Source organism: Actinacidiphila paucisporea, from assembly GCF_900142575.1.
GTDB classification, from domain to species: domain Bacteria; phylum Actinomycetota; class Actinomycetes; order Streptomycetales; family Streptomycetaceae; genus Actinacidiphila; species Actinacidiphila paucisporea.
This window is the reverse complement of sequence record NZ_FRBI01000010.1, coordinates 93,935-120,135: the sequence shown is the minus strand read 5'-3', so window position 1 is coordinate 120,135 and position 26,201 is coordinate 93,935. Positions and strand designations below refer to the sequence as shown.

The 26,201-nt window shown below is 73.7% G+C and carries 20 protein-coding genes; 10 read left to right on the top strand and 10 right to left on the bottom strand.

Annotation, left to right across the window (positions count from 1 at the left end; all coding sequences use genetic code 11):
* Nucleotides 1–103: 103 nt before the first annotated feature.
* From BUE44_RS17145 to BUE44_RS17135, 3 genes are all read right to left on the bottom strand, one after another.
* On the bottom strand, nt 104–1,507 hold the full coding sequence (locus BUE44_RS17145; RefSeq protein WP_079189820.1) for a hypothetical protein: 1,404 nt from the start codon (nt 1,505–1,507) through the stop codon (nt 104–106).
* A 158-nt stretch (nt 1,508–1,665) separates the two neighbouring features.
* A complete protein-coding gene (locus tag BUE44_RS17140; RefSeq protein WP_073499234.1) occupies nt 1,666–1,860 on the bottom strand; it encodes a hypothetical protein in 195 nt (64 codons plus the stop codon).
* 102 nt (nt 1,861–1,962) lie between these two features.
* Nucleotides 1,963–2,559 (bottom strand): TetR-like C-terminal domain-containing protein, encoded by a 597-nt coding sequence (locus BUE44_RS17135; RefSeq protein WP_073499232.1) that lies wholly within the window; start codon nt 2,557–2,559, stop codon nt 1,963–1,965.
* Nucleotides 2,560–2,684: 125 nt separating this feature from the next.
* Between BUE44_RS17135 and BUE44_RS17130 the strand changes: the two genes are divergently transcribed.
* Together BUE44_RS17130 and BUE44_RS17125 are read left to right on the top strand one after the other, a co-directional pair.
* Nucleotides 2,685–3,437 (top strand): SDR family oxidoreductase, encoded by a 753-nt coding sequence (locus tag BUE44_RS17130; RefSeq protein ID WP_073499230.1) that lies wholly within the window; start codon nt 2,685–2,687, stop codon nt 3,435–3,437.
* A 561-nt stretch (nt 3,438–3,998) separates the two neighbouring features.
* On the top strand, nt 3,999–5,210 hold the full coding sequence (locus BUE44_RS17125) for an arylsulfotransferase family protein (protein WP_079189819.1): 1,212 nt from the start codon (nt 3,999–4,001) through the stop codon (nt 5,208–5,210).
* A 37-nt stretch (nt 5,211–5,247) separates the two neighbouring features.
* Here the strand turns inward: BUE44_RS17125 and BUE44_RS17120 are convergent, their stop codons facing one another.
* The gene (locus BUE44_RS17120; RefSeq protein ID WP_073499228.1) at nt 5,248–6,324 is read right to left on the bottom strand and encodes an LLM class flavin-dependent oxidoreductase; all 1,077 of its coding nucleotides are present in this window, start codon (nt 6,322–6,324) and stop codon (nt 5,248–5,250) included.
* A gap of 377 nt (nt 6,325–6,701) precedes the next feature.
* Here BUE44_RS17120 and BUE44_RS17115 point away from each other — a divergent pair, with 377 nt between their 5' ends.
* Entirely contained in the window at nt 6,702–7,148 is a 447-nt protein-coding gene (locus tag BUE44_RS17115) for an SRPBCC domain-containing protein (protein WP_073499226.1), read from the top strand.
* Nucleotides 7,145–7,528: an ArsR/SmtB family transcription factor gene (locus BUE44_RS17110; RefSeq protein WP_073499224.1), complete on the top strand. Its 384-nt coding sequence runs from the start codon at nt 7,145–7,147 to the stop codon at nt 7,526–7,528. Before BUE44_RS17115 ends, BUE44_RS17110 begins: the two co-directional genes overlap by 4 nt.
* A 34-nt stretch (nt 7,529–7,562) precedes the next feature.
* Here BUE44_RS17110 and BUE44_RS17105 read toward each other — a convergent pair whose 3' ends face one another.
* From BUE44_RS17105 to BUE44_RS17085, 5 genes are all read right to left on the bottom strand, one after another.
* On the bottom strand, nt 7,563–9,188 hold the full coding sequence (locus BUE44_RS17105; protein WP_265737160.1) for a mucoidy inhibitor MuiA family protein: 1,626 nt from the start codon (nt 9,186–9,188) through the stop codon (nt 7,563–7,565).
* A 2-nt stretch (nt 9,189–9,190) separates the two neighbouring features.
* Complete coding sequence (locus BUE44_RS17100) at nt 9,191–11,353, bottom strand: DUF4139 domain-containing protein (RefSeq protein WP_235002212.1); 2,163 nt, start codon at nt 11,351–11,353, stop codon at nt 9,191–9,193.
* Between the two features lie 56 nt (nt 11,354–11,409).
* On the bottom strand, nt 11,410–12,990 hold the full coding sequence (locus BUE44_RS17095; protein ID WP_073499222.1) for an ABC transporter substrate-binding protein: 1,581 nt from the start codon (nt 12,988–12,990) through the stop codon (nt 11,410–11,412).
* Between the two features lie 185 nt (nt 12,991–13,175).
* The gene (locus tag BUE44_RS17090; RefSeq protein WP_073499220.1) at nt 13,176–15,221 is read right to left on the bottom strand and encodes a hypothetical protein; all 2,046 of its coding nucleotides are present in this window, start codon (nt 15,219–15,221) and stop codon (nt 13,176–13,178) included.
* A gap of 142 nt (nt 15,222–15,363) precedes the next feature.
* A complete protein-coding gene (locus tag BUE44_RS17085; RefSeq protein ID WP_073499218.1) occupies nt 15,364–16,656 on the bottom strand; it encodes an extracellular solute-binding protein in 1,293 nt (430 codons plus the stop codon).
* Between the two features lie 1,407 nt (nt 16,657–18,063).
* Between BUE44_RS17085 and BUE44_RS17080 the strand changes: the two genes are divergently transcribed.
* The 5 genes from BUE44_RS17080 to BUE44_RS17060 all read left to right on the top strand — a co-directional run bounded on the left by BUE44_RS17080 (nt 18,064) and on the right by BUE44_RS17060 (nt 24,362).
* Nucleotides 18,064–19,545: a glycoside hydrolase family 76 protein gene (locus BUE44_RS17080; protein ID WP_079189818.1), complete on the top strand. Its 1,482-nt coding sequence runs from the start codon at nt 18,064–18,066 to the stop codon at nt 19,543–19,545.
* Nucleotides 19,546–19,590: 45 nt separating this feature from the next.
* Complete coding sequence (locus tag BUE44_RS17075; RefSeq protein ID WP_073499216.1) at nt 19,591–20,715, top strand: SGNH/GDSL hydrolase family protein; 1,125 nt, start codon at nt 19,591–19,593, stop codon at nt 20,713–20,715.
* A gap of 197 nt (nt 20,716–20,912) precedes the next feature.
* The gene (locus tag BUE44_RS17070) at nt 20,913–22,631 is read left to right on the top strand and encodes a M48 family metalloprotease (RefSeq protein WP_073499214.1); all 1,719 of its coding nucleotides are present in this window, start codon (nt 20,913–20,915) and stop codon (nt 22,629–22,631) included.
* Nucleotides 22,628–23,743, top strand: a complete 1,116-nt coding sequence (locus BUE44_RS36505) for a hypothetical protein (RefSeq protein ID WP_073499212.1) — start codon at nt 22,628–22,630, stop codon at nt 23,741–23,743. The genes BUE44_RS17070 and BUE44_RS36505 overlap by 4 nt, the downstream gene beginning before the upstream one ends.
* Before the next feature lie 100 nt (nt 23,744–23,843).
* Nucleotides 23,844–24,362, top strand: a complete 519-nt coding sequence (locus tag BUE44_RS17060; RefSeq protein WP_073499446.1) for a hypothetical protein — start codon at nt 23,844–23,846, stop codon at nt 24,360–24,362.
* 32 nt (nt 24,363–24,394) lie between these two features.
* On the opposite strand, the gene BUE44_RS17055 is transcribed toward BUE44_RS17060, so the two are convergent.
* Nucleotides 24,395–25,006 (bottom strand): TetR family transcriptional regulator, encoded by a 612-nt coding sequence (locus BUE44_RS17055; protein ID WP_200804445.1) that lies wholly within the window; start codon nt 25,004–25,006, stop codon nt 24,395–24,397.
* Between the two features lie 120 nt (nt 25,007–25,126).
* Between BUE44_RS17055 and BUE44_RS17050 the strand changes: the two genes are divergently transcribed.
* Nucleotides 25,127–26,089 carry an SDR family NAD(P)-dependent oxidoreductase gene (locus BUE44_RS17050; protein WP_079189816.1) on the top strand — a complete coding sequence of 321 codons (963 nt, stop codon included), beginning with the start codon at nt 25,127–25,129 and terminating at the stop codon, nt 26,087–26,089.
* Nucleotides 26,090–26,201: the final 112 nt, after the last annotated feature.

The following is a 26,201-nucleotide window of genomic DNA, read 5'->3' as shown; positions in this document are numbered from 1 at the left end:
TTGCCGGGTCGTGGCAGGGCGGGATTCGCGGGGGGTAGGGGTCTTGGCGGCTCGGTGGGCCTTCGCGGGTCGGCGGCCTTCGCGGATCGGTGGATCGACCCGCTCAGCGGAGGTGGGCGAGGCGCGGGTGGGTGCGGAAGCCGGCGAGGCGGCGGATTTCCGCCGGGGACGAGCGGTGGACGGGGCCGGCTTTCGGGCCGGGCCACGGATTCCACAGGTCAGCCCGGTAGAGGCCGTGGACGACCTTGCGCAGCGCAGCGGACTCCCACTCGTCCTGCAGACCGCCCTCGCGCAACACCGCTCCGCGGCCGAGCAGCCCCTCGACCAGGTCCACCGCCGCGGCGGTGTCGCCGTGGTCGAGGCGCCCCCGTACCTCGGGCAGGCAGTCGGGGTGCCGGTGGGCGGTGTCGATCGCCAGCAGGCAGGGCATCGGCCGACCGGTCAGCGCCGCCAGCAGCCCTTCCCTGCGCAGCTCGTCCCGGTCGTGGTCCAGTGCGGTGAGCACACCGTCGACCAGGCCGATGCGGTGCCGGGCGCCGCGGCACTCGACGAGCCGCGGCTGTCCGGCCGGGTCCGGCGGCGCCGACCAGCCGGCCGCCGGGCGCCCGGGTACGAGGGCCTCGGCGACGAGCGGGTGCAGCAGCTCGGGAGCGATCAACCCGGCGCCGAGCAGTTCCAGATCGGGTGCTGTCCAGGTCGCCGCGTCGGGCAGTACCGGCATGGCGGTGCCGCCCTTCGCGGGCCACGGCGTCATGCGTGCTGCCCGGCTGCCGTCGCGGTCGGCGCTCCGGTCCGCGCCGCCGTCCACGTGGAGGACCAGCCGGCGGCCGCTGCTGAGGCGTACGGCGACGGCACCGGTGGAACGCCCTTCGGCCCGCAGCACGATCGCCGCCTCGGCCGGCCAGCGGTCCACCGCGCAGGCGAGCCCCGACGGCACCATGGGGTCGTCGCCGTGTACGGGCGGCAGGCCGGTCCCCGCCCGTATCGGCAGCTCATGGGCCAGGTCGGCGTCCCACAGGTGCCGGTGCAGGTCGAGCCGGAAGCGCCGGTCGGGGCGGCGGTGCGGGTGCCGCCGCGCGCTCGGCCCGATCCGGGCGCCGTCCCACAGCGCGAGGCTGATCCGCTGCCCGGCGTCAGCCCACGCGGGCGGTGTCCTGGCCACCAACTGGACCGGGCCTTCGGCGGTTTCGTAACGCGCCAGGGAGACGGTCAGCCCCGGCCGCAACAAGCCGTCGGGCGCGATCCTCGGCATGTGCCAGCGCAGCAGGTCGGGAGCGAGCCGCCGCAGATCGGCCCGCACGCGCGCGGCCGACTCCCGGCCGTAGGTGCGCGCGAGGGAGCGGGGAGTGAATTCGACGTCGAAACCGGCGGCAGCACAGGCCCCCGCCCAGTCGCCGGTATGCCGGCGGGCGGTCGCGGTCTCGATCATGGGGGCCGGCACGGCGAACGTGCGCACGCGCAGCCACAGGGAAAGCCGGGACTCCGTCGTCGCGATCTCGGTGAGCATCAGCACTCACCTTGCGCGGACGGGTCCCCCAATCTACTGAGAGAGGAAGTCATCGCCGAAAGCGTAGCGCCGACCGCGGCGGACTGCCAGGCCCTTCCCGCGTCAGCTCGACGCCGTCCGGGCCCGGCTCCGACCGTGCCGCCACGCCGGACCGGGGCTCAAAGGCCCAGGTCGAGGGCCAGGCAGGAGTACGAGATGAAGGAGCGCTCGGGGGCGTAGTCGTCGGTCGGCTTCGGGGCGGAGGCCTGCTCTTCGACCATGGATGCGAAGGGGATACGCGCGGGCAGGGTGCCGAAGCGGGCGTGGCGCGCTGCCGCCGCGGTGTCCCCGGTGCTGACGCTGATGGTCTCCATCGTCGCTCTCCGCTCTGTGCTGGGTTGGCGCGTCGCGGCGCCTGCGCTCAGATTCCCACCACGTGCGTCACCTGTCAAGGTGGTGACGGAGGTGGTCTCGGCTCAGCGGATGCCGGCGAGCAGATTGCGCACGAGCGTGTCGGCGAAGTCCGTGTCGAGCGGGCACGCGGGCAGCAGCAGGCGGTGGTAGCAGGCGCCCCAGAGCTGGTCGACCACGCTCTCCAGGTCCACGTCGGGGCGGAGCTGGCCGGCGTCGCGGGCGGTGCGCAGCCGGGTCACCGCCAGGGCGCGGCGGGGCAGGGTGTAGCGCTCGGCGAAGGCGGCGGCGAGGTCGGGGTCGGACTGGGCGGCGCCGACGAGTTCGGCGACCACCGGGCCGTGCTCGCGAGAGGTGAGGAAGCCGACGAAGGCGTGCAACTGGCGGGTCAGGTCGGCTTCGAGGTCGCCGGTGTCGTCGAAGGCGAGGGTCTGCTCGGTCGCGGCGAAGTAGGCGTCGAAGGCGAGCGCTCCCGGCGAGGGCCACCACTTGTAGAGGGTCATCTTGCTGGCCCCGGCCCGGGTCGCGACCTTCTCGAAGGTGATGTCGCGCAGGCCGTTCTCCAGCAGCATCGCGCCGGCCGCGGCGAGGACGGCCGCGCGGACCTCGGCGGCCGGGCGGCGGCCCCGCCCGGGGCGTGCGGCGGCGGGTTCCACGGTCATCGCGTGCTCCTTCCGGCCCTGGGGGCCCTGGTGGGGCCCGGCTGTTTGCATTATATGGACGATCAGTCTACATTCATAGATGTGGACGGATCGTCCACATAGTGCTTTCGCGAGGAGGTCCCGCCATGACAACCACCCCGACCACGCAGGCCGACAGAGTCGCCCTGGTCACCGGTGCGTCGGGCGGCATCGGCCGCGCGGTGGCCGAGCGGCTGGCCGCCGACGGCGACGCCGTCGTCCTGCTCTACAGCGGCGGCCGGCAGCGCGCCGACGAGACGCTCGCGGCCATCACCGAACGCGGCGGCCGGGCGATCGCACTGCGGGCCGACGTCGCCGACGAGACGGAGATGGCCGCCGCCTTCGACCGCGCCGAGCAGGAGTTCGGCGGCGTCGACGTCGTCGTCAACACCGCGGGCGTCATGGTGCTCGCCCCGGTCGCCGAGCTGGACCTCGCGGACCTCGACCGTATGCACCGGGTCAACATCCGCGGCACCTTCGTCGTCTCCCAACTGGCCGCGCGCCGGCTGCGGTCCGGCGGCGCCCTGATCAACTTCTCGACGTCCGTGACCCGGCTCCAGCAGCCCGGTTACGCCGCCTACGCCGCCTCCAAGGGCGCGGTCGAGGCCATGACCCTGATCCTGGCGCGCGAGCTGCGCGGCCGCGACATCACCGTGAACACCGTCGCCCCCGGCCCGACCGCCACCCCCCTCTTCCTGGAGGGCAAGCCCCAGGACCTCGTCGACCGCATCGCCGACCTCAACCCGATGCAACGCCTCGGCACCCCGGCGGACATCGCCGACTCCGTCGCCTTCCTGTCCGGCCCCACCGGCCGCTGGACCAACGGCCAAACCCTGTACGTGAACGGCGGCGCCGCCTAACCGTCTCGCGCAGGACCCGCGGTAGGACCCGGCGTCCGGCGCCGGGCCGTCCCGGGCGGCCCGGGCCCGGCCCGGTGGGCGGCGGGCCCGGCCCGCGGGGGCGGCCGGTGACCCGCATCCCGCCGCCCCCGGCGGCGCACGCTTCCCCGTATCCGCCCTGGTACGGGGGTGTTTCGGGTGCTGGGCAGGGGGGCGATCAGGATGCGGACGGCCGTTGACGTTGCGTGCAGGATCCAGCTAGCTTCCTCGGCATGCGGCAGCCCCTGCTCCTTCTGACGACTCGCGGTCATGTCGACCTCATGCGTGTCTGTTCCGCCGCCTGTTGCTCCTGCTGAGCCACACTCCACCTCTCCCGTAGGGGAGTTCCGCCGCTCATGACGCGGCCGCCACAGCGGATACGTCCGTCCTGATCGATCCGCGGCACCTCTCTCCGTCGGCCCACGCCGGGTCACGGCCTGCCCTCGTACGCCCGCGACGGGCGGCGCCGAGGTGTGCCGCCGTGCTCGCGAACCCCCGTCGCCCAGGCCCGGCTTCCGGCTGCCTGCTTTCCGAAGGATCACCATGCGCAAGAAGTCCCTGACCCGATACGCCCTGGCCGCGGCCGCCGCCGCGGTCGTCCCCGCCACCGTCGCGGCAGCGGCACCCGCACCGGCTGACAGCCTTCCCCTCGCGCCGGTCACCGTCCTCACCGACAAGCCCGGCACCGCCCACGGCGACCTGTTCGTGTCGCCCAACGCCGTGGCCGGGAAGTACGCCGGCGGGGTGGAGATCCTCAGCCAGGACGGGCGCGAGACGGTGTGGTCGCACGCGCTGCCCGCAGGGCAGTCGGCCGCCGACTTCCGCAAGCAGACCTACCACGGCAAGCCGGTCCTCACCTGGTGGGAGGGGACCGGCCTGGGCGGGGCCGCCCAAGGGGTCGACGTCGTCTACAACGACCACTACCAGAAGATCGCCGAGGTCAGGGCGGGCAACGGCTACTCCGCCGACGGCCACGAATTCCTCATCACACCGCGCAACACCGCGCTGATCCTCGCGTACACGGTCAAGACCGCGGACCTGCGTTCCATCGGCGGGGCCGCCGACCAGAAGGTGATCGACGGGGTCGTGCAGGAGGTCGACATCCGTACCGGCAAGGTGCTCTTCGAGTGGAACAGTGCCGACCACGTGCCGTACGCGCAGAGCGAGCAGCCGCTGCCGGCCTCGGCGGACACCCCGTGGGACTGGTTCCACGTCAACGCCGTCAAGCTGGACACCGGCGGGAACCTGCTGGTCGACGCGCGCAACACCTGGACGGCGTACGAGGTTTCGCACCGCACGGGAAGCATCCTGTGGCAGGTCGGCGGCAAGGCCGGCTCGTTCGCGCTGAAGGCGGCGCCGGGGCAGGTGCTGAACAGCAAGGACACGATCTTCGCCTGGCAGCACGACCCGGAGCCGCTCGGCGGCGGCCTCTACAGCTTCTTCGACAACGAGTCCGCCGGCATCGCCAACACCGGTTCCGGCGCGGTCTCCGAGCTGCCGTACAGCCGGGTGGCCACCGTACGCATCAACCCCCGTACGCGTACCGCCACGTTGGTGGCCTCCGAAGCCCAGCCGTCGACGCTCGTCGCGTCGTCGCAGGGCAATGCGCAGCCGCTGGGCGACGGCCACACCGTCGTCGGGTGGGGCTCGCTGCCGTACGTCTCGGAGTTCGGCCGCCGCGGCGAGCTGCTCTTCAACGCCCAGTTCCCGGCCGGGGTGAACTCCTACCGGGCCTACCGCTTCGACTGGCGGTAGCCGGCCCGGTAGGCGCGCACCCCGGGGGCGGGACCCGTCAGACCGGGTTCCGCTCCCGCAGCCGGCTGAGCAACTGGTCGCCGACGCGGGCGATCTCGGACCGGTAAGGGGTGTCGGACAGCACGAAGTGCGTGATGCCGAGCTTGCCGTACGCGCGCAGCGCCTCGGCCACGTCGTCGGGGGAGCCGACCAGCCAGGTCGTGCCCGCGCCGCCGCCGCCGAACTTGCCCGGCGTCGTGTAGAGGCAGGAATCGAGCACCTCGCCGCGCTCGGCCAGGTCGTGCAGCCGCTGCTGGCCGACCGCCTGCCGCCGCTGGCGGGTGATGGTGGAGTCGGCGGCGCGGTCCGCCATCGAGGCGACCTTCGCCTCGGCGTCGTGCCAGGCCTCCTCGGTGGTGTCACGTACCAGCGTGGTGATCCGCAGCCCGAACTCCAGCGGTGCGTGGGCCCGTTCGAGGGACGCGCTGAGCGTCCTGAGCCGGTCGATCCGCTCGGCGACGCCGTCGAGCGGCTCACCCCAGAAGAGCTGCACGTCGGCTTCCGCGGCCGAGACCTTCTCGGCCGCCGCCGAGGCTCCGCCGAAGTAGAGCCGCGGGGTGCGGCCTTGCTCGGCGCCGTAGGGCCGCGGGCTGACCGTCGAGCCTTCGACGGCGTAGAAGTCGCCGCGGTGGGTGACGTTCTCCTCGGTCCACAACCGCCGCACGAGCTGGAGGAATTCGAGCGTGCGGTCGTAGCGGCGGGCCGGGTCGGCCTCCCCGTCGCCGTAGGCCGCCGCATTGTCCAGGCCGCTGACGATGTTGATCAGCAGCCGCCCGCCGCTGAGTTGGTCGAGGGTGGCGGCGGAGCTGGCGAAGTGCGCGGGCTGCCAGTAGCCGGGCCGTATCGCCACCAGCGGCTTGAAGGTGGTGGTGCGGGCGGCCAGCGCGGTCGCCACGGTGAAGGTGTCGGGCCGCCCCCATCCGGTGCCGAGCAGCGCACCGCCCCACCCGTGCCGCTCGGCGGCCAGGGCCAGCTCGGTGGAGAAGTCGAGCGTGCCCCACCCGGTGGTCGTGTCGTCGCCGCGATGGCCGGGCTCGACGGTGTTGGGGATGTACCAGAGATGTTCGTGGCTCATGCCGGGACTCCGTTGCGCAGCAGAGAGCAGGGCGCTGCCGGTGATCGCCCTGGAGGGATGTCCGAGGAGGTGTCGGGAGGTGCCCGCGCGCCGGGGCGGCGCGGTGATACGACGAGCGACCGTCGGGCGGTACTACGGCGCCGGCGGCCCTACGGACACAGTGCGCTCGCCGACCGCAGAAGGTCGACGTGGAGGCGGCAGACCAGCCTCATTCCCTGATGCACAAGGGAGACGGTAATCGAGGCCGGGACCCCTGGCAATGCGCGCCCGGCCGCGCCCCGGAAGGGTGATGGTGCAACTCCTGGGTTGCACCTCGGGGCGGGACGTGCAACCCTGGAGTTGCACTGATCGTGGGTGGACGGACGAAGGAGCTTGCCATGGCTGAGGACCGTATCGAGCGCGAGACGCTGATCGAGGCGTCGGTGGAAAGGGTCTGGTCGCTGGTGGCCGAACCGGGTTTCTGGGCGGCGGACGCGGGGAGTGTGTCCGGGACGGTGGCCAGGGAGGGCGAGCTGGTGGTGGCCAAGCACGCGGAGTACGGCGAATTCCCGGTGCGGGTCGAGAAGGTCGACCCGCCGACGTATCTGGCCTACCGCTGGGCCAGCGCCTTCGCCGGGCAGGAGCCGGGGGAGGGCAACAGCACGCTGGTGGAGTTCACCCTCACCGCGGAGGGGAGCCGGACGCGGCTGCGGGTGGTCGAGAGCGGGTTCGCGGCGCTGAGCGGCTCGGAGGAGCTGCGCAGCGGTGCCCACCGGGACAACACGGGCGGCTGGGCACAGGTCATAGACGACCTCCGGGCACGCGCGGAACAGCAGGCGGGGTGACCGACAGGGAAAGCGGCGCCGGGACCGGCGAGGGCGCCTCGGATGCCGAAGGCGTCGACGTGGTGCTGGCCGCGCTCGCCGACCCGACGCGGCGCCATCTGCTCGACCTGCTGGCCGCGCAGGGCGAGGTGACCGCCACGACACTGGCCGAGCGGCTCCCCGTCACCCGCCAGGCGGTGGTCAAACACCTCGCCGTGCTGGACGCGGCCGGGCTGGTCGGCGGCCGCCGCGTGGGCCGCGAGGTGCGGTACGAGGTCCGCCCGGCGGCCCTGGACGCGACCGCCCGCTGGATGGTCGCCCTGGCGGCCGACTGGGACCGCAGGCTGGCCCGCATCAAGCGGGTCGCGGAAGCGGCGGAGGCCGCGGAACGGGAGGAGTGAGAGGCCGCGCGGCCGTCCACCTGACCAAGCCCTCCTAGAGGCCGGTCACGGAGGCGGCGGCGGTGATGTCGTAGGCCAGGGTGATCTCGCGGTGGGCGCCCGGGGGCAGGCGAAGGGTGTAGCGGGCGATGCCCTCGGCGTCGAGGCTGTCCGGCGGGGGCTGGCAGTCGGCGGTGCGGAGGTCGACCTCGACGGCGGAGACCTCGGAGACCGGGACGCGTTCGCGCACGGTGATCTCGTGCTCGGGGTCGCCGGGCCGGGCGTCCAGGCGGGAGACGAACAGGCGCACCTTGCGGGACAGGACGGTGCGCTGGTTGATGGCCGCCAGGCCCGTGGTGTCGCGGCTCTCCTCGGTGTGGCGGACGACCCGGAAGGTGTCCTCGCTGCCGAAGGGGACCTCGAAGTCCTCTCCCGCGCCCGCGAAGTCGAGCTTCCCGCGGCCGACGAAACCGCTGCCGCGGACCAGGTCGACCGGTCCGGCGAGCAGCACATGGCCCGAGGTGTTGGTGAGGCGGGCGGTGGTGACCACCAGCGGGGACAGTTCGGGGGCGCAGGTGTTCTCGACGGTGCAGGGGGCGGTGAAGGACGTCACGTGCACCCGGTGCGGGCGGTGGTCGGACGGCACGCTGACGGGGTGCGGGGCGGCCAGCACGCGGACGTCGCCGCCGTCGTGCAGCCCGGGCAGGGTGGCGGACGCGGCCGGGGACGCGTCGGCGGCGTGACGGATCTCCTCCTCGCGGAGGTTCACCTCGACCGCGCGCCGCTCCTCCACCGAGCGCTCCCGCAGCGTCAGGACGTCGTCGGCCAGCACCGGCGGGCTCGCGGCCAGCGTCGGGCGGGCGGTGGACAGCGTCAGCCGCACCCCGGTCCAGTCCTCGCCGGTCTCCTGCCACACGAAGGCGTCGGTCTCCACCCGCACCGACTTCCGGTCGGCGGCCAGCGTCGCCCGGTAGGCGGGCCGCCACAGCGCGCACGGCACGAGGCCCGTCACCCGCAGCTCGGCCGTGGCGTCCCGCTCGGCCTCGACCACCACGTCGAGATAGGCGGTCAGTTGCTGCGGCTCGGTCTCCACCGCCGCCAGCGCCTGCCGCGCCTCGCCCAGCTCCTCGGCGAGGTCGTGCAGCCGGCGGCGCAGCTTGTGGAGTTCGCCGATGCGCGGCTCCGCCTCCTGCTCGACCCGGTCCAGCCGGTCGGCCCAGCGCTCGGGGTCGGCGTCGCCGCCGCCCGCGCCCTGCACGATGTCGCGGTGCAGATCGGTCCTGGCCTGCCCGATCACCGCCAGCGCGCTCTCCAGCCGCTGCCGCAGCAGTTCGGCGTCGGCCGACTCCTGCTCCAGCTCGTGCACTTCGCGGCGCAGCCCGGAGGCGTCCCGGCCGGGTTCGCGGGGCGGGGTGGGGGTGTACGTGCGGACGACGCGCGCGTCGACCACCCGGGCGCCGCTGTCCGCGGGGAAGTCGGCACGCAGCGAGCGGTCCGCGGTCAGCGGGGTGACCGGGCCGACCCGCAGCCGGGTCACCCCCGCGGTGAGGCTCACGCCGCCGGCGCGCTCGACCTGGGCGCGGTCCTCCATGAGGGTGACCGCGGTGATCGGCAGCGCGGTCAGCTCGGGCAGGCCGCCCGGCGTCTCGGCGTCCTGGCCGGTGTGCAGGGTGTCGTCCACGGTCAGTTCCTCCTGTTGCCGCCGACGACGGCCTTGCCCGCGGGCACCCGGATCTCGTAGCCCCCGCTGAGGGTCGCGGTGCTGCCCGGCTCCAGCGCCACGCGCCAGCTGCGCACCCCGCGCACGTAGTCGTCCTCCTGCCCGTCGACCGGCCGCTCCGCCGCGGCCCACGGCGGACGCGCCTTGTGCTCCTCGATACGCACGTCCTTGTCCGTGGACACCGGCACGCGCTCGCGCACCTGGACGACGACCGGGTAAGGGAGCCGGTTGGCGACGTCGATCTCCACGGTGTGGTCCAGCACCGTCGTACCGCCGCGCAGCCCGGCCGTCGACTCGCGCATGTGCGCCCGCCGCGCGACCCGTACGCTCTCCGCGACGCCCACGCCGACCGACTGCCGCTGCCCGGCGGCCAGCGTCGGCAGCGGGGCGGTGAGCACGAAGTCGCCGTCGACCATGACGTCCACCGGACCGGCCAGCAGCGCGTGCGGCGAGGTGTTGGTCACCAGCACGGTGCCGAAGACCGCCGGGTCGACGGCGGGCACGCACACGTACTCGAACTCGGTCGCCACCGGCACCTCGCTGACCGGCACGGTGTGCCAGCGGCCGTCCGCGGCGACGTCCACCGGGGCGGCGGTGTCGAAGCGGTAGTCGAAGGACCCGGCGGATTTCCGTACGTCCACGGCGTGCGCGGGGCGGGCGAGCGCGGAGACCGTCGCGGCCCGCCGCCGGTATTCGGCGGCGACCGGGTGCGCGGCCCGGGAGGCGGGCCGCAGCGTGCCGCGCTCCTCGCCCGCGTCGGGCCCGGCGAGGGTCAGCCGGGCGTAGTCCAGCAGGTCGGCGCCGGGTGCCAGGGGAGCGGCGCCCGCCGTACCCGCTTCGTCGGCCGACTCCACCGCCTCCGCCCAGCCGGTCGGCGCGCCCCCGGGCGCGACCGCCGCGAGGGCCTTACGCGCCATGGTCCCGCGCGAGCGGGCCATGGGTGCGGCGGAAGCGACCGGTGCCAAGGGCTGGGCCGCGGCGGGGGCGAAGGCGTCGGCGGCGGCTCCGAAGCCGCCGAGCATCGCCGGGAGGGAGGGGGCGTGCGCGGACGGCGGCGGCAGGGGCAGGCCGGAGGTCCTGGGCGCGACGGCGGCGTCGTAGCCGGTGAAGAGGTCGGCGAGCCCGGCGGGCGGCTCGCGCCAGCTGAGGTCGGCGGGCGCCTCCTGCCGCCGCCCGATCCGCAGCGACCGCAAGTCGGGCAGGTCGGCCCGCCGCAGCAGATCCGCGGTGGACAGCCCGAGCCGCACCCCGGCCCAGTCCTCCCCGCTGCGCTGCGCCACGCAGGCCCGCAGCACCAGCGTCCCGGCCCCGCTGCGACCGTCGAGCCGCAGCTGGTAGACCGGCGCCCAGGTGGCCCCGGGGACGTGGTATTCCACCTCAAGCTCGATGACGTCGGGTTCCTCGGGGCCGGCGGACGCCAGGACGTCGCCCGGACCGTCCTTGCCGTCGTCGGGCGCGGGGCCGCTGCCGGGCGTCCGGCCCGTCGCGAGGGTCACCAGCGCCGTCGCCGTCGGCGCCGCGCGCCCCGTGTCGACCGCGCTGGACGCCTCCGCCAGGCGGTGGCGCAGGACGTCCGACTCGTGGTCGGCCCGGGCGAGTTCCTCCTCGACGTCACGCAGGCGGCGGTGGAGGGCCGCCAGACGGGAGTCGACGAAGCCGGCCAGCGCGAGGATCGACTCGACCGGCGCCCAGCGGGGCGGGTCGCCGCGGCGCGGGGTGGGGGGTTCGGCGCGCAGGGCGGCGACCTCCGCGACCTCGGCGGCGAGCCGCTCCCTGCGGTCCCGCAGCCGCGACTGCCGGTCCTCGGCGTCCTCCAGGTCCAGCCGCAGCCGCGGCAGTTCGTCACCGCGGCGCAGCGTCGCACCAAACTCGACGCGGATGTCGGTGACCCGCGGTCCGACCGCCCCGTCCCCGCCGTCCGGCCCGCTCACGACCCGGCCGCGCAGCGACTCCTCGTAAAGGGTCGGCGGCAGCCCGGTGACGCGCACGGTCACCGTGTCGCCGCCGCTGGGGGGCAGGTCGAAGCGGGCCAGCCGGGTGCAGACCGCACCCGAGGAGTGCACCACCGCCGACGTCAGCGTGGACGATGCCACCGGGCCGTCACCAGCCGATATGCGCGTGCTCACGTGCACCGTCGCTCCCCCTCAGGACCGTGGCCGTGCTCTCGTCCGTACCTTATCGGTCAGCTCACCGGCGGGGCCTGGCCGGACCATTTCACCGTCAGGACGCGGGGGTTGCCCTGCGGGGTGAGGCGGATGATCGGAATCGGCTTGTCGACCGGATTGCTGCCCGTGTGGCTGGTCTGGTAATTGGCGGTGAACTTGATGGGACCGCTGGCGCCCAGCACCATGTGCGCGCCCTGGAGGGCGCCCAGTTCGTTGAGGACCGCGTCCGGCTGCGGCTGCTCCTGCTCGGTGAGGCGGATCGCCGCGGTGGCGGTGAGCACCGCGTCGTGGGCCATCATCGCGTTGCCGTCGCCGAGGTAGCCGCCGGGGAAGCGCTTCTGGAAGTACGAGTTGAAGGTCAGGAAAGCCTGGGAGCCGTTCTTCACGGCTTGCGCGTGGACCTTGTCGGCCGCGGCTGACGGTGCCCACTCGCCGGGGTGGGCCACGCCCGCGTAGTCGACGGTGACATGGCCGCGCAGGTCCGCCCGCAGTTGCGGGCTGTCGGGCAGGTTCGTGACGTCGTCACCGCTGACGATGCGGATCTGCCTGTCCAGGCAGGTGTTGGAGAAGGCGTGCACCAGCACCCCCAGGTCCTGCCCGCGGCCGGCGAAGAGCACCACCGCGGGCCGCGGCTGCTGGGCGGCGCAGATGTTGGTCGTCATCTGGCTGATCCTGGTGGCCACTTCGGCCTGGTGCCGCTTGCGCTCCTCCGCGGACTGCCCGTCCCGGTCGCGCTCGGTGGTGTCGTACGGCTCCACGCCGACGATCCGGTGGCCTGGTGTGTCGGAGAACTTCTTGAAGCCGCTGACGAGCGTGACGTCGTACGAGTCACCGGCGTTGCCGTCCTCGACCAGCACCGCCCGCTGGTAGTCGGACTCGACGTAGGAGAGGGCCGCGGCCATGTTGTCCACGTTGCTGGGCGAGACCCGGACGAAGCCCTTGATGTTGTCGTAGTTGTCCGAGGTGAGGGTCGCGCCAAAAGCGGGGATGCTGTGCGTGGTCAGGTCGCGTATCGCGCTCTCCGTGCCGGCCAGGCTCAGGCCGAAACCGGTCACGGCCGCGATGTGCCGGCCGTGGTCGTTCTCGATCGTGGAGACCGCCGCCTGCCAGGCGTTGGCCTGGTAGCCGTCGCTGCCGATCAGCAACTGGACGTAGGGGGAGATGCCTGCGACGTTGTTGCGGTTGGCGTAATACTGCGCCGTGAAGGCGCCCTCGATCTGCTCCAGCGCGTTCGGCATCGACAGGATGCTGCCCGTGTCGGCGGAGATCGGCAGCAGCATCACCACGCTCACGTAGTTCTTCGGGTGGTCCGCGACGATCTTGCGGTTCTCCTCCCGAATCTTGTCCTCGGCGCCCTGCAGCGAGGGGTGGAAGGCGTAGCTGCCGTCGGTGATGCCCACGCACTCGCCGTTCGCGCCCTGGTGGGTGACGGTGGTCGCGCCCTTGCGCATGCACGGCTTGTTCAGCAGGTGGTCGACCGGCACGTAGACGCCGTAGGCGACGGCGGCCAGCGCCAGCACGCAGGCCGCAGCCAGCAGCCTCCTGGCGCCGACCGGGAGGCGCGCCACATACCCGCGAACGGAGGCGAGGAGATGCACGTCAGTCCTGCTTTCCTGTTGGGGCGGACTTTCCTCCTTGCTCCCTTTGCGGACGGCCTCGTGCCTCGGCCGGCCACGACGGGAGCTCGGTCGTCAGTCCTGCTTTCCTGTTGGGGCGGACTTTCCTCCTCGCTCCCTTTGCGGACGGCCTCGTGCCTCGGCCGGCCACGACGGGAGCTCGGTCGTCAGTCCTTCCAGTTGTTCTCGATACGGCGGAACAACCCCGCCTGCCGATAGAGCAGTTCGTTGTCCTCGGTGATCTCCGCCAGGTGCTCGTACTCGGTGGCGACGGTGTGGGCCAGCTGGTGCGACGGGTCGAAGCAGCGGTCGGCGTGCAGCCAGCGGGCCACCGTCAGGCGGGTGATGGTCCGGCGCCGGTTGCGCGCTTCGGCCGGGCCCGCCAGCGAGGTGACGAAGGTGCGCGGGTCGAGCGGCGTGCTCAGCCGGTTGGGCGCCGCGGTGACCTGGTCGAGTACGCGCAGCCAGTCCTGCGAGGTCGCGCTGCGCTCGTACTCCTCGTCCAGGTGGCCGACCACCGTGGTCAGCGGTTCCCGCCGGGTCGACTCCACCTGCGCCAGCGTGTGGTGGTACCGCAGCGGCGCGTCCGCGCGGCTCGAATAGTGCGTCGCGTAACCGGTGTGCACCGCCCGCCAGGTGTCGGGGGCACGGGCCAGCCAGCGGCGCAGCAGCAGGGCGACCAGCGGGTGCAGCCGGGTCGCGTCGCCCTCCGGGGTCTCGTCCAGCCACATCGAGGCGGTCAGCCGCAGTTGCGCGGAGTCCGCGTCGACGCCGTCCCACCCCAGGTAGTGCAGCGCCGCGTTGCAGGCGCCGCGGCGCAGGCCGGGTGTCGCGGCCAGGACCGCCATCGCGTTGAGCGGGGCGTTGTCGCCGGGCGCGAGCCTGCCGTCGGGGCCCGCGGTGAGGTGGTCGGCGAGGGCCCGCCGCAGCAGGTAGTCCTCGACGGTGGAGTCGGCCGTGGCGGGCGCCGGCCAGTGGTCGGGCAGGGCGTGGTCGGAGGTGAGCCGCCCGCTCAGCAGCTGCCGCGGGTCGAAGGGCTCCGGCGCCTCCGCGGGCGGGCGTCGCGGGTCGCGCGGGGGAGTGCGGCCGAAGCGGGCCAGCAGATAGGCGAGCCGGTCGGTGGACTCCGGGTGGCCGCCGGTCAGTTCGTAGAGGAAGTCCGCGTCGCGGTTGTGCCGCCCCAGCACGCTGCTCGCGCACAGGCCCAGCACCTGCTCGCCGTTGAGGTCGGCCAGCGCCACCGGATACCACCACACCGGGTGCCCGTCGCCGCCGGGCGCGAAGGGGTGGCGTATGCCGAACTCCAGGCGCTCGTCCGTCGGGTCGAGCAACCGGTCCGCCTCGGGCCGAACCCGGCCCCGCTGGACGGCCACCACCACGGCGGGGTCGGGGCGTTCGCCGGCCGCGGCGGACTCCCGGCGTCCTTCGGCGAGCAGTTCGAGGAAGAGGTCGGCGGTCCTGCCACCCGCGTTGTCCAGTAACAGCAGGCAGTTGCGCGGGCGTTGCATGCGCGGCCAGGAGTCGTTGAAGTCGGCCCGTAAGTCCGCCAGCAGCGCCGCGCACAGGGTGCGCGCCACCACCCGCGGGGTGCCGGTCGGCGCGTCCTGGGCGTGGTGCAGCCGGTAGAGCTCCCACAGCGAGTCGTACTCCCGGCCGCCGTCGCCGCGTTCCGCCAGCCAGCGCAGCGCCCTGCCGTCCCGGTGCCTGCCCACCGCCGAGTGCAGCGCGCCCAGCAGGCCGGTCAGCACCTCCACCAGGCCGCGCTGCTCCGGGCTGAGCAGCACGGCGGCCCGGTTCCCCCAGTCGTTGAGCGACGACTGCGCCTGCGCGTCCTGCGCGCGGGCGCGCAGGTACGTCTCGAAGGCGGTACGGCCGCCGCCGGTGTCCACGAAGCTCAGTGCCTTGAGCAGCATCGCGGTACGCGGGAAGTCGATCGCCCTTATTCCCGCGATGCGCCGCCCCAGGCCGCGGACCGCCGCGAGCACGATGTCCTCGACGCCCTGCGCCGAGCGCAGGTCGAGCCGCACGCTCAGGCACTCGTCGGCGAACTGCGCCCCCAGCGCGTCCAGCAGCACCGACCCGCCGGACCCGCGGGGCCCGGCGAGCAGCACGATGGGCAGCGGCCGATCCGGCACCCCGCGGCGCACCAGGGCCGCCCTGGTGTACTCCACCACCCGCTCGCGGCCGTGCAGCCTGGCCCTGGCGTCCGTCATCCGACCCCGTCTCCCGCTGCTCCGGACCGTCACGCGGCCCGCACGATGTGCTACCGCCCGGAAGGGGGATCGTAATGCGTCCGGCTCGGAACCGGTCCCCTAACCCGGAATTGGCCCCAGGGCCATCGCAACGGCCAGGCCCTTACGAGGCCATGGCCTGGACGAACTGCTTCGGCGTCATCAGCCGGTTGAAGGCCTTCTGCAGGTCGGTCAGCATCTCGGCCGACACATCCGGTGCCAACGCCTGGTCCCACGACTGCGTGAACGTCGGCGCGTCCGCGACCATCCCGTAAATGAAGCCGGTGTACTCGGGGTTGACCCCGCCCATCAGCTGGCCCTTGATGCCGGCGATCGCCGGCACGTGGCCGATGGACAGCAGGTCGGCGATGTACGACGGCTGCGCCACCGTTTTCTCGATGAAGTCGACGGCCCCGCTCTTGTCGGCGGATCTCTCCGTGACGGAGAAGTAGTTACAGGGGTTGCCGACCACGTTCCTGGGGTCGCCCTTGCCACCCGGCACCGTCGGGAAGGTCGTCCAGCCGAGCTTGCCGGCCTTGACGAAGGCCGGGGCGGTGGTCAGGAGATCGGCGTAGGCCCAGGAGCCCATGAGTTCCATGCCCGCCTTGCCGCTGGACAGCAGCGCGTTGGCGCCGCCGGAGTCCTGGCCGAGGGTGCTGTACTTCTTGCCGAAGGCGCCGCGGTCGACCAGGTCGCGGATCATGGACAGCGCGGTCGCGACGGCCGGGTCCTGCCACGCGCCGGCCTTGCCGGCCTCGATCGCGGCGAAGGCCCGGGGGCCGCCGACCCGGTCGAGGAGGTATTCCAGCCACATCAGTTCGGTCCACGACTGCGAGCCGGCCAGGGCGATCGGCGTGATGTGCCGGGCCTTGAGCCGGTCGATGTCGGTGAGCAACTGGGCCCAGGAGGCGGGTGGTTCCTTGATGCCGGCGGCGGCGAAGACGGTCTTGTTGTAGAAGAGTGCGACGGGTTGCACGCCTTCCATCGGGACCCCGTAGACCTTGCCGCCGACGGTGCCGCCGGCCAGCACGCTGGGCAGGAACTCCTTCCGGAAGCCGGAGTCCAGCCGGGTGCTGAGGTCGGCGACGTTGCCGGCCTTGACGTATTCGGCGAGGTTGCCGCCGCCCCAGTTGAGGAAGACGTCGGGGGCTTCGGCGCCGCCGAGCCCGGTCTGGAGCTTGGCCTTGTACGGGTCGTTGACGAAGGTCTTCATCGTGACCTTCGCGTGGTGCGCCGCGTTGTAGGACGCGACGGAACTCTGCTGTACCGGATTGAGCGTGTCGTTCTGCAACGACCACACCGTGAGCGTCCCTGACCCGGACGCCCCGGAACCGCTTCCGCAGGCGGAAGCGGTGAGCGCGAGTGCGGTCACCGCGGCCACGGCGGCGGCCGTCCGCAGGGTGGCGAAACGTTTCATTCTCGGCACTGTCAGCACACGCTCCTCCGGGAGCCGGGGAGCGCGGCTCCGATCCGATCGGTGAGTTTTACGAAAGTTACGTGTGAAGGACCGTAGGATTGCAGTGACGTTTCGTCAACCGCTCGCCCGGTAACGGTGCGGACACGTTGCCGCGACGGCTCCACGGGGTACGGCCAGCTCAGCGGTGCCGCCGCCCCGGGGGGTGGCGCACCGGACCCCCTGCCGAGCCCGGCCCCGGAGGCCGCCCCGCTCCCCTGGTGGGCCACCATCAACGGCCCCGGCACCCCGGACCCAGGTGCCCAGCCGGGCCCGGTCGGATCGCTGCGCCGCCGTACCGGAAGGCGCCCACTGCCGGGGCCCGCTACGGGTCCACTCCGCCCCCCAGTGCCCGGCCCGTCCCGCCCGGCGGCCCGTCCCCACGGGCCAGCCTCGCCCGGCCTTGTCGTTGCGCCGACGCACCGGCGAGCGCCGACCGCGCTGAGGCCCTGCAAGGGAGCTGCTCCGGCTCCGGCGCGCGGCCCTGCCCGGTCGTTGCGCTGACGTATCGGCGAGCGCCGACCCCACCAAGGCCCCGACGGGGGCGCGGCTCATTTACGCCCCGCTCGGTCGGATCGCTGCGCTGACATAGCGGCAGGTGCCGACCGCACCGGAGTCCCGGTGGGACTGCTCGCCGCGCGGCCTTGGCCGACTGCTCAGCCCAGGCCTGGGCCGGCCCTGCGGAGTCTGGCCGCTGCGTTGCGTGCCGGCAGGCGCCGACCGCACCCAGCCCCCCGCCAGGGGACCGCTCCGGCTCCCGTGCTCGGCCCGGGTCGGCCCCGGCTGACCCGGCTGCGCCGACGTACCCGCAGGTGCTGACCGCTCCTGGGCCCCGTCAGGGGGCCGCTCCGGCTCCGGCGCCCGGCCCCGGCCGACCCGGCTGCGCCGACGTACCCGCAGGTGCTGACCGCTCCTGGGCCCCGTCAGGGGACCGTTCCGCCTCCGGCGCCCGGCCCCGCCCGGCCCGGTCAGCCCCGGCTCAACTCGGCCCGGCCAGCCCGGCCAGCCCGGCCCGGGTGGGCCGTCCCGCGCCGACGAACGGGCGAGCGCAGCTCGCACCATCGGCTTCGCACATTTTCTCTCAGAATGTCACCCCACCCCCCGGGTGGGCCCGCTCGGGCGACCGACGCGCCCCCACCCGCCCGTGCGGGCGGCCTCGGCCGCCGCCGGCGGGAACGGGCACGTCAAGCGGCGGACGCTCGCCGGAGGGTGGCCGGAGGGCGGTCACCCAGGTCATCCGACTGTTGCCGTATGCATTGACAGCACCGCGAAGCGGGAGTTGTCTTCCTGGCGAGATCTGTTGCTTTCAGGGTCCCCCATCGGCTCGACAACGTTGTCAGGTCGCTCCTCACAGCAGACAGGAATCCCCCCATGAAGCTCCCGCACACCCTCCTCGCCACGGCGCTGGCGGCAGCGCTGGCGACGCTCTCCCTGCAAGCGGCGCAAGCCGCCCCGCGCCCGGCGCCCCCGGTCGTTCCGGCGGCCCAGGCCGCCCCGGCGGCAGCCGCGGGGATCTGCAACGCCTACTGCGACGCCCGCGACCCGGGCCTGAGCAGCGGGGACCGCTCCCCGGTCACCGCGACCGTCTTCTCGCGCACCGTGGCCCTGCACTTCGACGACGCCGACGCCATGGGCTGGGCGTCCATCGGCAACGGCAACGCCGGGGACGAGGTGTGGCTCGACCGCTCCTTCGACGGGGGCAGGACGTGGTCCTCGGGGAGCAGGCTCGGGGACACCACGACGCCCGCCGGGCAGCGCGGTTGGCGTACCCAGATGTACAACGTGGACGACTGGGGCGCCGAGGGCGTCGGCGCGCTGCGGGCCTGCGGCAAGGCCGGGGACCGGCCGGACATCGCGTGTACGGCGTGGGCGCGGACCACCTGGAACGCCGGGAACCGGCGGACCGCCGCCGCCACCGCGCTGATGATGTCGTTCGACCGCTCCACCAAGCTCTTCGGCGGCAACGGCTGGTGGACCGGCGCCAACGCGCTGACCGCGGTGATCGACAACATCCGCGTGACGGGCATGGGCAGTTACCGCTACGCCATCGCCGAGACGTACGACAAGAACCTGGGCGCCCAGCAGGGCAACTTCACCAACGAGTACCTGGACGACACCGGCTGGTGGGGCCTGGCGTGGATCGACGCCTACGACCTGACCGGTGACAGCCGCTACCTGGCGACGGCCCGCGCGGACGCCGACCACATGTACGCGTACTGGAACGGCACCTGCGGCGGCGGGGTGTGGTGGAACCAGTCGAGCACGTACAAGAACGCCATCACCAACGAGCTGTTCCTCCAGCTCACCGCCGCGCTGCACAACCGCATCGCGGGCGACACCGCCTACCTGGGCCGGGCGCAGGCCGAGTGGAACTGGTTCAAGGGCAGCGGGATGATCAACGGCGACCACATGGTCAACGACGGGCTCACGTCGGCTTGCGCCAACAACGGCCAGACCACCTGGACGTACAACCAGGGCGTGCTGCTCGGCGGTCTCACAGAGCTCTACCGCGCCACCGGTGACGCCGGGTTGCTCACCACCGCCCGGAGCCTCGCCGACGCCTCGACCGTACGGCTCACCTCCGGCGGGGTGCTGCGGGAACCCGGTGAGGGCGACTCCTGCACCGGCGACGGCCCCAGCTTCAAGGGCGCCTACGTCCGGGGCCTGGGCAAGCTCAACACGCAGCTCACCGACCACCCTTACAGCGGTGCGCTGTCCACCTGGGCCAACTCGGCCTACGCGCACGACCGCAACGCCCTCGACCAGTACGGCCCGCACTGGGCAGGCGGCAGCGGCAGCAGCGACTACGGCTGCCAGCAGAGCGTCCTGGACCTGCTCAACGCGGCCGGCTGAACCCCCGGCACCCCCTCGCCCCTCCTGACGAAAGGGTCCCCCACCATGTCCCGACACCGGAGACTCGCGCCCTTATGGGTGCTGACTCTGCTGGCCGCACTGCTCGCGGCCGTACCACTCGCCCCCGCCGCCGCGGCCGCGCCCGCCGCCGCCTCCACCCCGCTGCGGCTGATGCCGCTCGGTGACTCGATCACCTGGGGCGTCGGCAGCAGCACCGGCGACAGCTACCGCTCGGCGCTGTGGAACGACCTCGCGGCCAAGGGCCACCCGCTGGACTTCGTCGGCAGCGGGCGCGACGGCGTCATGTCCGACCCCGACAACGAGGGCCACTCCGGCTGGCGCATCGACCAGATCGCCGGCATCGCCGACGCGAGCCTCGCGCGCTACCGGCCCAACGTCATCACCCTGGAGATCGGCACCAACGACCTCAACCAGAACTACCAGGTGCCCACCGCCACCGCCCGGTTGCGCGCGCTGGTCGACCAGCTCACCGCCGACGCCCCCGACGCCACCGTGGTGGTGGCCTCCCTGATCGTCTCCACCAACCCCACCGAGGAGCCCAACCGCCCCGCCTTCAACCAGGCGGTCCCCGGCATCGTCCAGGCCGAACAGGCGGCGGGCAAGCACGTCGGCTACGTCGACATGAGCACGCTGACCACCGCCGACCTCTCCGACGCGCTGCACCCGAACGACGCCGGCTACGTGAAGATGGCGACCGCCTTCGACTCGGGCGTCCGGGCCGCGGACGCCGCCGGCTGGATCCACGCCCCCGTACCGCTCACCAGCGGCGTCGTCCACTCCGGCATCGCCGGCAAGTGCCTCGACGACAACGGCAGTTCCACCGCCAACGGCACCGCCGTCCAGCTGTGGACCTGCAACGGCACCGGCGCCCAGGTGTGGACCACCCCCGGGGACGGCACCCTGCGCGTCCTCGGCAAGTGCCTGGACGCCACGGCCGCCGGCACCGCCAACGGCACGAAGGTCCAGGTATGGGACTGCAACGGCGGCGGCAACCAGCAGTGGCAGGCCTTCAACGGCGGCTACCGCAACCCGGTTTCCGGCCGCTGCCTGGACGACCCGTCCTCCTCCACCACCGACGGCACCCGACTCCAGCTCTACGACTGCAACGGCACCGCCGCCCAGAAGTGGACGCCCCCGCAGACGTCCTGACCGCCGCCCCTCCCGGGGCCTTCCCCCTGCCCTGCCGGAACCCCTCCCGGCAGGGCAGGACCCCCTCGACCAGGGGAGGGAGCCGTCCACCCGGCTCGGGTAGGATGCGGCTTCCCTCAGCACGGGTGTTCGTACGCTCCCGCGTCCGCCGCCGGGTGCCGGGCTTGTTCCCTGTCCGGCTCCGAGAGGGGTCCCCCGTGCCCAGGCACGACGCCGGCCGCTCCGCCGGCCCCGGCCGCACCGCGGTCCTCCCGCGCGCACTGCTCGCGCTCGCCCTGCTGGCCGGCTACCACCTGCTGGCACCGCTGATCCTGGCCGCGCTCGCCGCCGCCGACCTCTTCCTGCTGCGCGGCTCGCACTCCTACACGCTGACCAGCCTGGAGGCGTACGCGGGATCCGTCGCGGTGGCCTGCTCGCTGATACGGGTCGTCTACCTCACCCGGAGCGCCGCACCCGACCCCGACGACCTCCCGGGCCTGCCGCTGACACCCGCCGCGCAGCCCGAACTGTGGTACCGCGTCACGGAGTCGGCCCGCGCCGCCCGCACCGCACCGCCCGCCGAGATCCGGCTGATCGCGGACGTCAACGCCCTGGTGATCGAGGACGTACGCCTGCTGGGCCTGCGCCAGGGCAGGCGGCGGCTCTTCGTCGGCGCCCCCCTGCTCCTCGGCATGACCGCGGCCGAACTCGACGCGGTCGTCGCCCACGAACTGGGCCACTACGCCAACGCCGACACGCGCCTCGCGGCCACCGTCTGGGCCGGACGCGCGGCCCTGGAACGCACGGTCGGCGCGCTGGAGGAACGCGCCGCCGCCCACCGGGCGCGCCAGACCGCCGAGGCCGAGGCGAAGGCCGCACGGCGCAGGGCCCAGGGGAAACCGGCACCGGTCACCGTCCGGGCGGCCCGCGGCCCCGACCACTACCTGGGCGCGGTCTACACCGCCTACGCGAAGCTCGGCCTGCGCTGCACCGAGGGCGTCAGCCGCCGCCAGGAGTACGCCGCCGACCTGGTCGCGGTCCGGATCGCCGGGCGGGACAGCACCGCCGCCGCTCTGCGCCGCCTCACCGCGCTCGGCGTCGCCGCGGAGCTGTACGCCTCCCGCTACGCGACCATGGGCCACGACGCCGGACTCCTCCCGCCGCGCGGCCAATTCCACGGCGGCCTGGCCCTGCTGCTCGCCGACCCGACGCGCAGGCGCGAACTGGACGATCTGGCGCGGCGGTTGCCGGAGCAGCACCGGTCGCCGTACGACAGCCACCCGCCGATGGCGCGACGCGTCGCCGTCATCGAGGCGCTGCCGGACGACGGCCGCCGCACGGCGGGCGCGGGCCCGGCGGTCGGCCTGCTGCGCGAACCGCACGCCGTCTTCGCCGCGTTGGAGAGCATGGAACTGGGCGTGACGTCGGAGACCGCCCGCCGGGTGTCATGGCACGACCTGCCGCACCGGACGCTGCGCACGGCCCACGCCCGTACGGCCGAGCCGCTGCTGCGGGCCATGGCCGAGGCCGCGGCGGCCCGCGGCCTCACGCTGACCGGGCCGCCCGCCCTGGACACCCTGCTCGACCTGGTCGACGCCGGGATGCTGCCGGAGATCGCCGCGCTGCTGCCCATGTCCGAGGCGGCGTCGCGGAGCACCGGCCGCGCCGCGCGCGAATTCGCCCGCACCGCCTTCCGCTCGCGCCTGAGCGCGCTGGCCGTCGTCACGCTCGCCGACACCGGGCGTATCCGCTGGGAGCTGTCCTGGTCGGGCCCGCCGGTGCGGCAGGTCGTGCCCGACGGGCTGGCCGACGCCCTCGAAGCGGCGCTGGACGCCGTCATCGCCACGCCGCCCGGCACGGCGGCGCTGCGCCACCTGCTCCTGTCAACGCCCCCGCTCGGAGGCGCCGTTCACACCACCACCCGAAGGCTGCCATGAACATCGTCGTCGACATCGCCGGCGCCTGCCTGCTCGTCTACGCCGCGGTGACCATCCCGCGCAACATCAGGAAGGGCCGCGCCGCGCGGGCGCGGGCCAAGGCCGCGCTGCCGATCAAGATCGACGCGGCCGCCTACGGGCTGGTGCCCGCCGCGCAGGTCGACGCCGGGCGTCCGGCCCCCGACCCGCAGGCCGACGCCGCCGTGGCCGCCGCCCGCGCGGGCGACTGGCGCCATCCTGCCGCCTACCTCGCCGACGCGGGATACGACTGGGACCTGCGCTGGTACCGCACCCGGCACCTCGCGGACGCCACCGAGGACGACGACGGCTGGCTCACCGCCTGGCGCACGGAAAGCCCCGGCGACCCCGGCGCCGCCCTCGTGCACGCCGCCGCCCTCGTCAGCCTGGCCGGCCGGGTCCGCGGCACCCAGTCGGGATCGCGCACCACCGCCGAGCAGTTCGCGGGCTTCCACCGCCTGCTGGCCGAGGCGCTGCCCGCCTGCCAGGAGGCGGCCTATCTGTCCCCGTACGACCCGAACCCGTATGTCGCGCAGATCAGCATCGCCTACGGCCTGGGCTGGTCGCACGAGGACTTCCGGCAGCTGTGGGCGCAGATCACCGCACGCGACCCGCACCACTTCGCCGCGCATTCGGCCGCGCTCCAGTTCTGGTGCGAGAAGTGGTGCGGGTCCCGCGAGCTGATGTTCGACTTCGCGGAGCAGGCCGCCGCGTCGGCGCCCCGCGGCAGCCTGCTGCCCTTCATCCGCATCTACGCCGTTCTGGAACAGGAGTCCAGGGACCCCGACTACTCCATCTACCAGGAGCCCTACGTCACCGCCGCCGTCGACGCGACGCTGGACGCCGTCGACCTGGCGCCCGCCGGGCACCACCGGCTCCCGGCCGTCCGCCACCTGCTGGCGAACGCGCTGTTCAGGACCCGGCGCTACGCGGAGGCGGTCGAGCAGTTCCGCGCGATCGGCGGTTACGCGGGCGCCGTCCCGTGGACGTATTCCCGCGACCCGCTCAAGGAGTTCGTGCACGCGCGGACCAACACCTTCATCGAGTGGGAGAAGGCCGGCCGTCCCACGGCGCCGCCGCGGGCCACCGTCTGACCCCCGGCCGGATCCGTCCCCGCTCTCCCGCCAATGCCGGGGACAGCGCCCCCGCTACGGGCTACGGTCTCCCCAACGGTCCTCGCGTACAGGGGTGTTCATGCTGGACGAAGCACTTACCGCACTCGCCGCGTCGGGGGGAGCCGCCGTCACCGCGGCAGCCGGTACGGACGCCTGGACCGGCCTGCGGGCGGGGCTGGCCCGGTGGTTCGGCCGCGGCAGCGAGCAGCGCGAGGCGGCGGTGCTGCACCGGCTCGACCAGACCGGCGCCGAACTGGCCGAGGTGGAGCCCGCGCAGGCGGAGCCCCTGCGGTCGGCCTACCGGGCGATCTGGCAGACCCGCATCCAGGACCTGCTCGAAGACCTGGACGACGACGCGGAACGCGCCCGCGCCGCCTCCGCCCTGCGCGAGCTGCTGGCCCGGCTGCCCGCCGCCCACGCCCAGGTGGCCGCCGACCACGGCGCCGTCGCGGTCGGCGGCGACCTGACCGTGCGGTCGGACGGCGGCTCCGTCGCCGCGGCCGTCATACGGGGAGACGTGCACCTCGGCCGGCCCGAGCCCGCCGTCCCCGCGGAGGGCCCTGACCTCCCCAGCCCGCCGGACGCCCCCCAGGGCTGAGCGATCCCGCGTCCCCGGAGTCCCCGGCGCCGTCAGGGGCGCAGCAGCGCCGCCACCGCGGCGACGACAACCTCGCGGCGGTGCGCCGCGGACGCGGCGGAGCCGTCGGAGACCACCGCGTCGTACTCCGGCACATTGCTGCTCCAGAAACCGGAGAGGTGCAGCACCAGCCCCAGCAGGACGGCGGGCGGGAAGCGGGTGGGCAGCCTGCCCGCCTCCTGGGCCTCGGCGACGGCCCGCACCTTGGCCGCGTTGCTGTCGAGGACGACGGGCAGCAGCGCGCCGCCGCCGGCCCGCTCCAGGTGGTACCAGGTGGCGAGGCGCTGCACCCAGGGGCGTTCGACGTAGGAGTCGTGCAGGCGGCCGGCGTATTCGGGGAGGTCGTCCGGGTCGATCGGGACCGCGTCGACCGTCTCGCGGCACATCGCGTCGAAGACGGCGTCGAAGAGGCCGTCCTTGCTGCCGAAGTAGTGGTAGATCTGCGCCTTGTTGCTGCGGGCCTCGGCCGCGATGCGGTCGACCCGGCCGCCGGCGATGCCGTACGCGGCGAATTCGCGGGTCGCCGCGTCCAGCAGGCGGCGCTTGGTGGCCTCCGCGTCCCGGCCCATGGCGATGGCCTTGCTGGCGGCGACGTCCCTGTTCATGACACCCAGCGTATCAACTAACCAGACAGTTGACATCGGCCCTGCCGAGGTGTTCCCTGGAGACAGAGAGTTACTAATCAACCGGTTAGTAAAGACGCCTCACCGTTGTAGGGAGCCCCCATGTCCACCAACGACTCGACCAACGACTCGACCAACGACTCGACCAACGACTCGACCAACGACTCAGCCGCCGCGAAGGCCACCGCGGAAGCTGACACCCCCGCCGTCTTCCTGGTCAGCGGCGCCTCCCGCGGGCTCGGCAGGGAGATCGTCAAGGCCGCGCTGGAGGCCGGCCACCAGGTCGTCGCGGGCGTTCGCAGGACCGCCGCGCTGGACGACCTCGCCGCCGAGTACGGCGACCGGCTCGTCGCCGTCGCCCTCGACGTGACCGACGACGAGGCCGCCCGCGCGGCGGTGCGCACCGCCGTCGACCGTTTCGGGCGACTCGACGTGCTGGTGAACAACGCCGGATACGCCAACATCGGCTCGGTGGAGGACGTCGGCTTCGACGACTTCCGCACCCAGGTCGACACCAACTTCCTCGGTGTCGTCCGGCTCACCCAGGCCGCGCTGCCGGTGATGCGCGAGCAGCGCTCCGGCCATGTGGTGCAGGTGTCCTCGGTCGGCGGGCGGATGGCGACGCCGGGCCTGTCGGCCTACCAGTCCGCGAAGTGGGCCGTCGGCGGCTTCTCCTCGGTGCTGGCCGGCGAGGTCGGCCCGCTGGGCATCAAGGTGACCGTGCTGGAGCCGGGCGGCATGCGCACGGACTGGGCCGGGTCCTCGATGCGGGTCGACCCGATCCGCCCGGAGTATGCCGGGACGGTCGGCGCGATGGCCGCCATGCACAGCCCGGAGTCGACCGCGGCCAGCGACCCGGCGAAGGTCGCCCGGCTGGTCCTCGACGTCGTCGCGCTCGACGAACCGCCGTTGCGGCTGCTCGTCGGCCCGGACGCGTATGCCTACGCCACCGCCGCGGGCCGCGCGCTGCTGGCCGAGGACGAGCGGTGGCGCGACCTCAGCCGCTCCACGGCGGCGGACGACGCCACGCCCGAGCAGCTCGACCCGCTGGGCCATGCGCAGTGACGGCGCGGTGCGCCCCGACTCCTCGCGCCCGGCCGTGCGGTACCGCGTCAGCCACCGCGGTTCCGACGGCAATCATGCACCCCTCAGGGGGAGTTGGGACCACCGTGGGAGG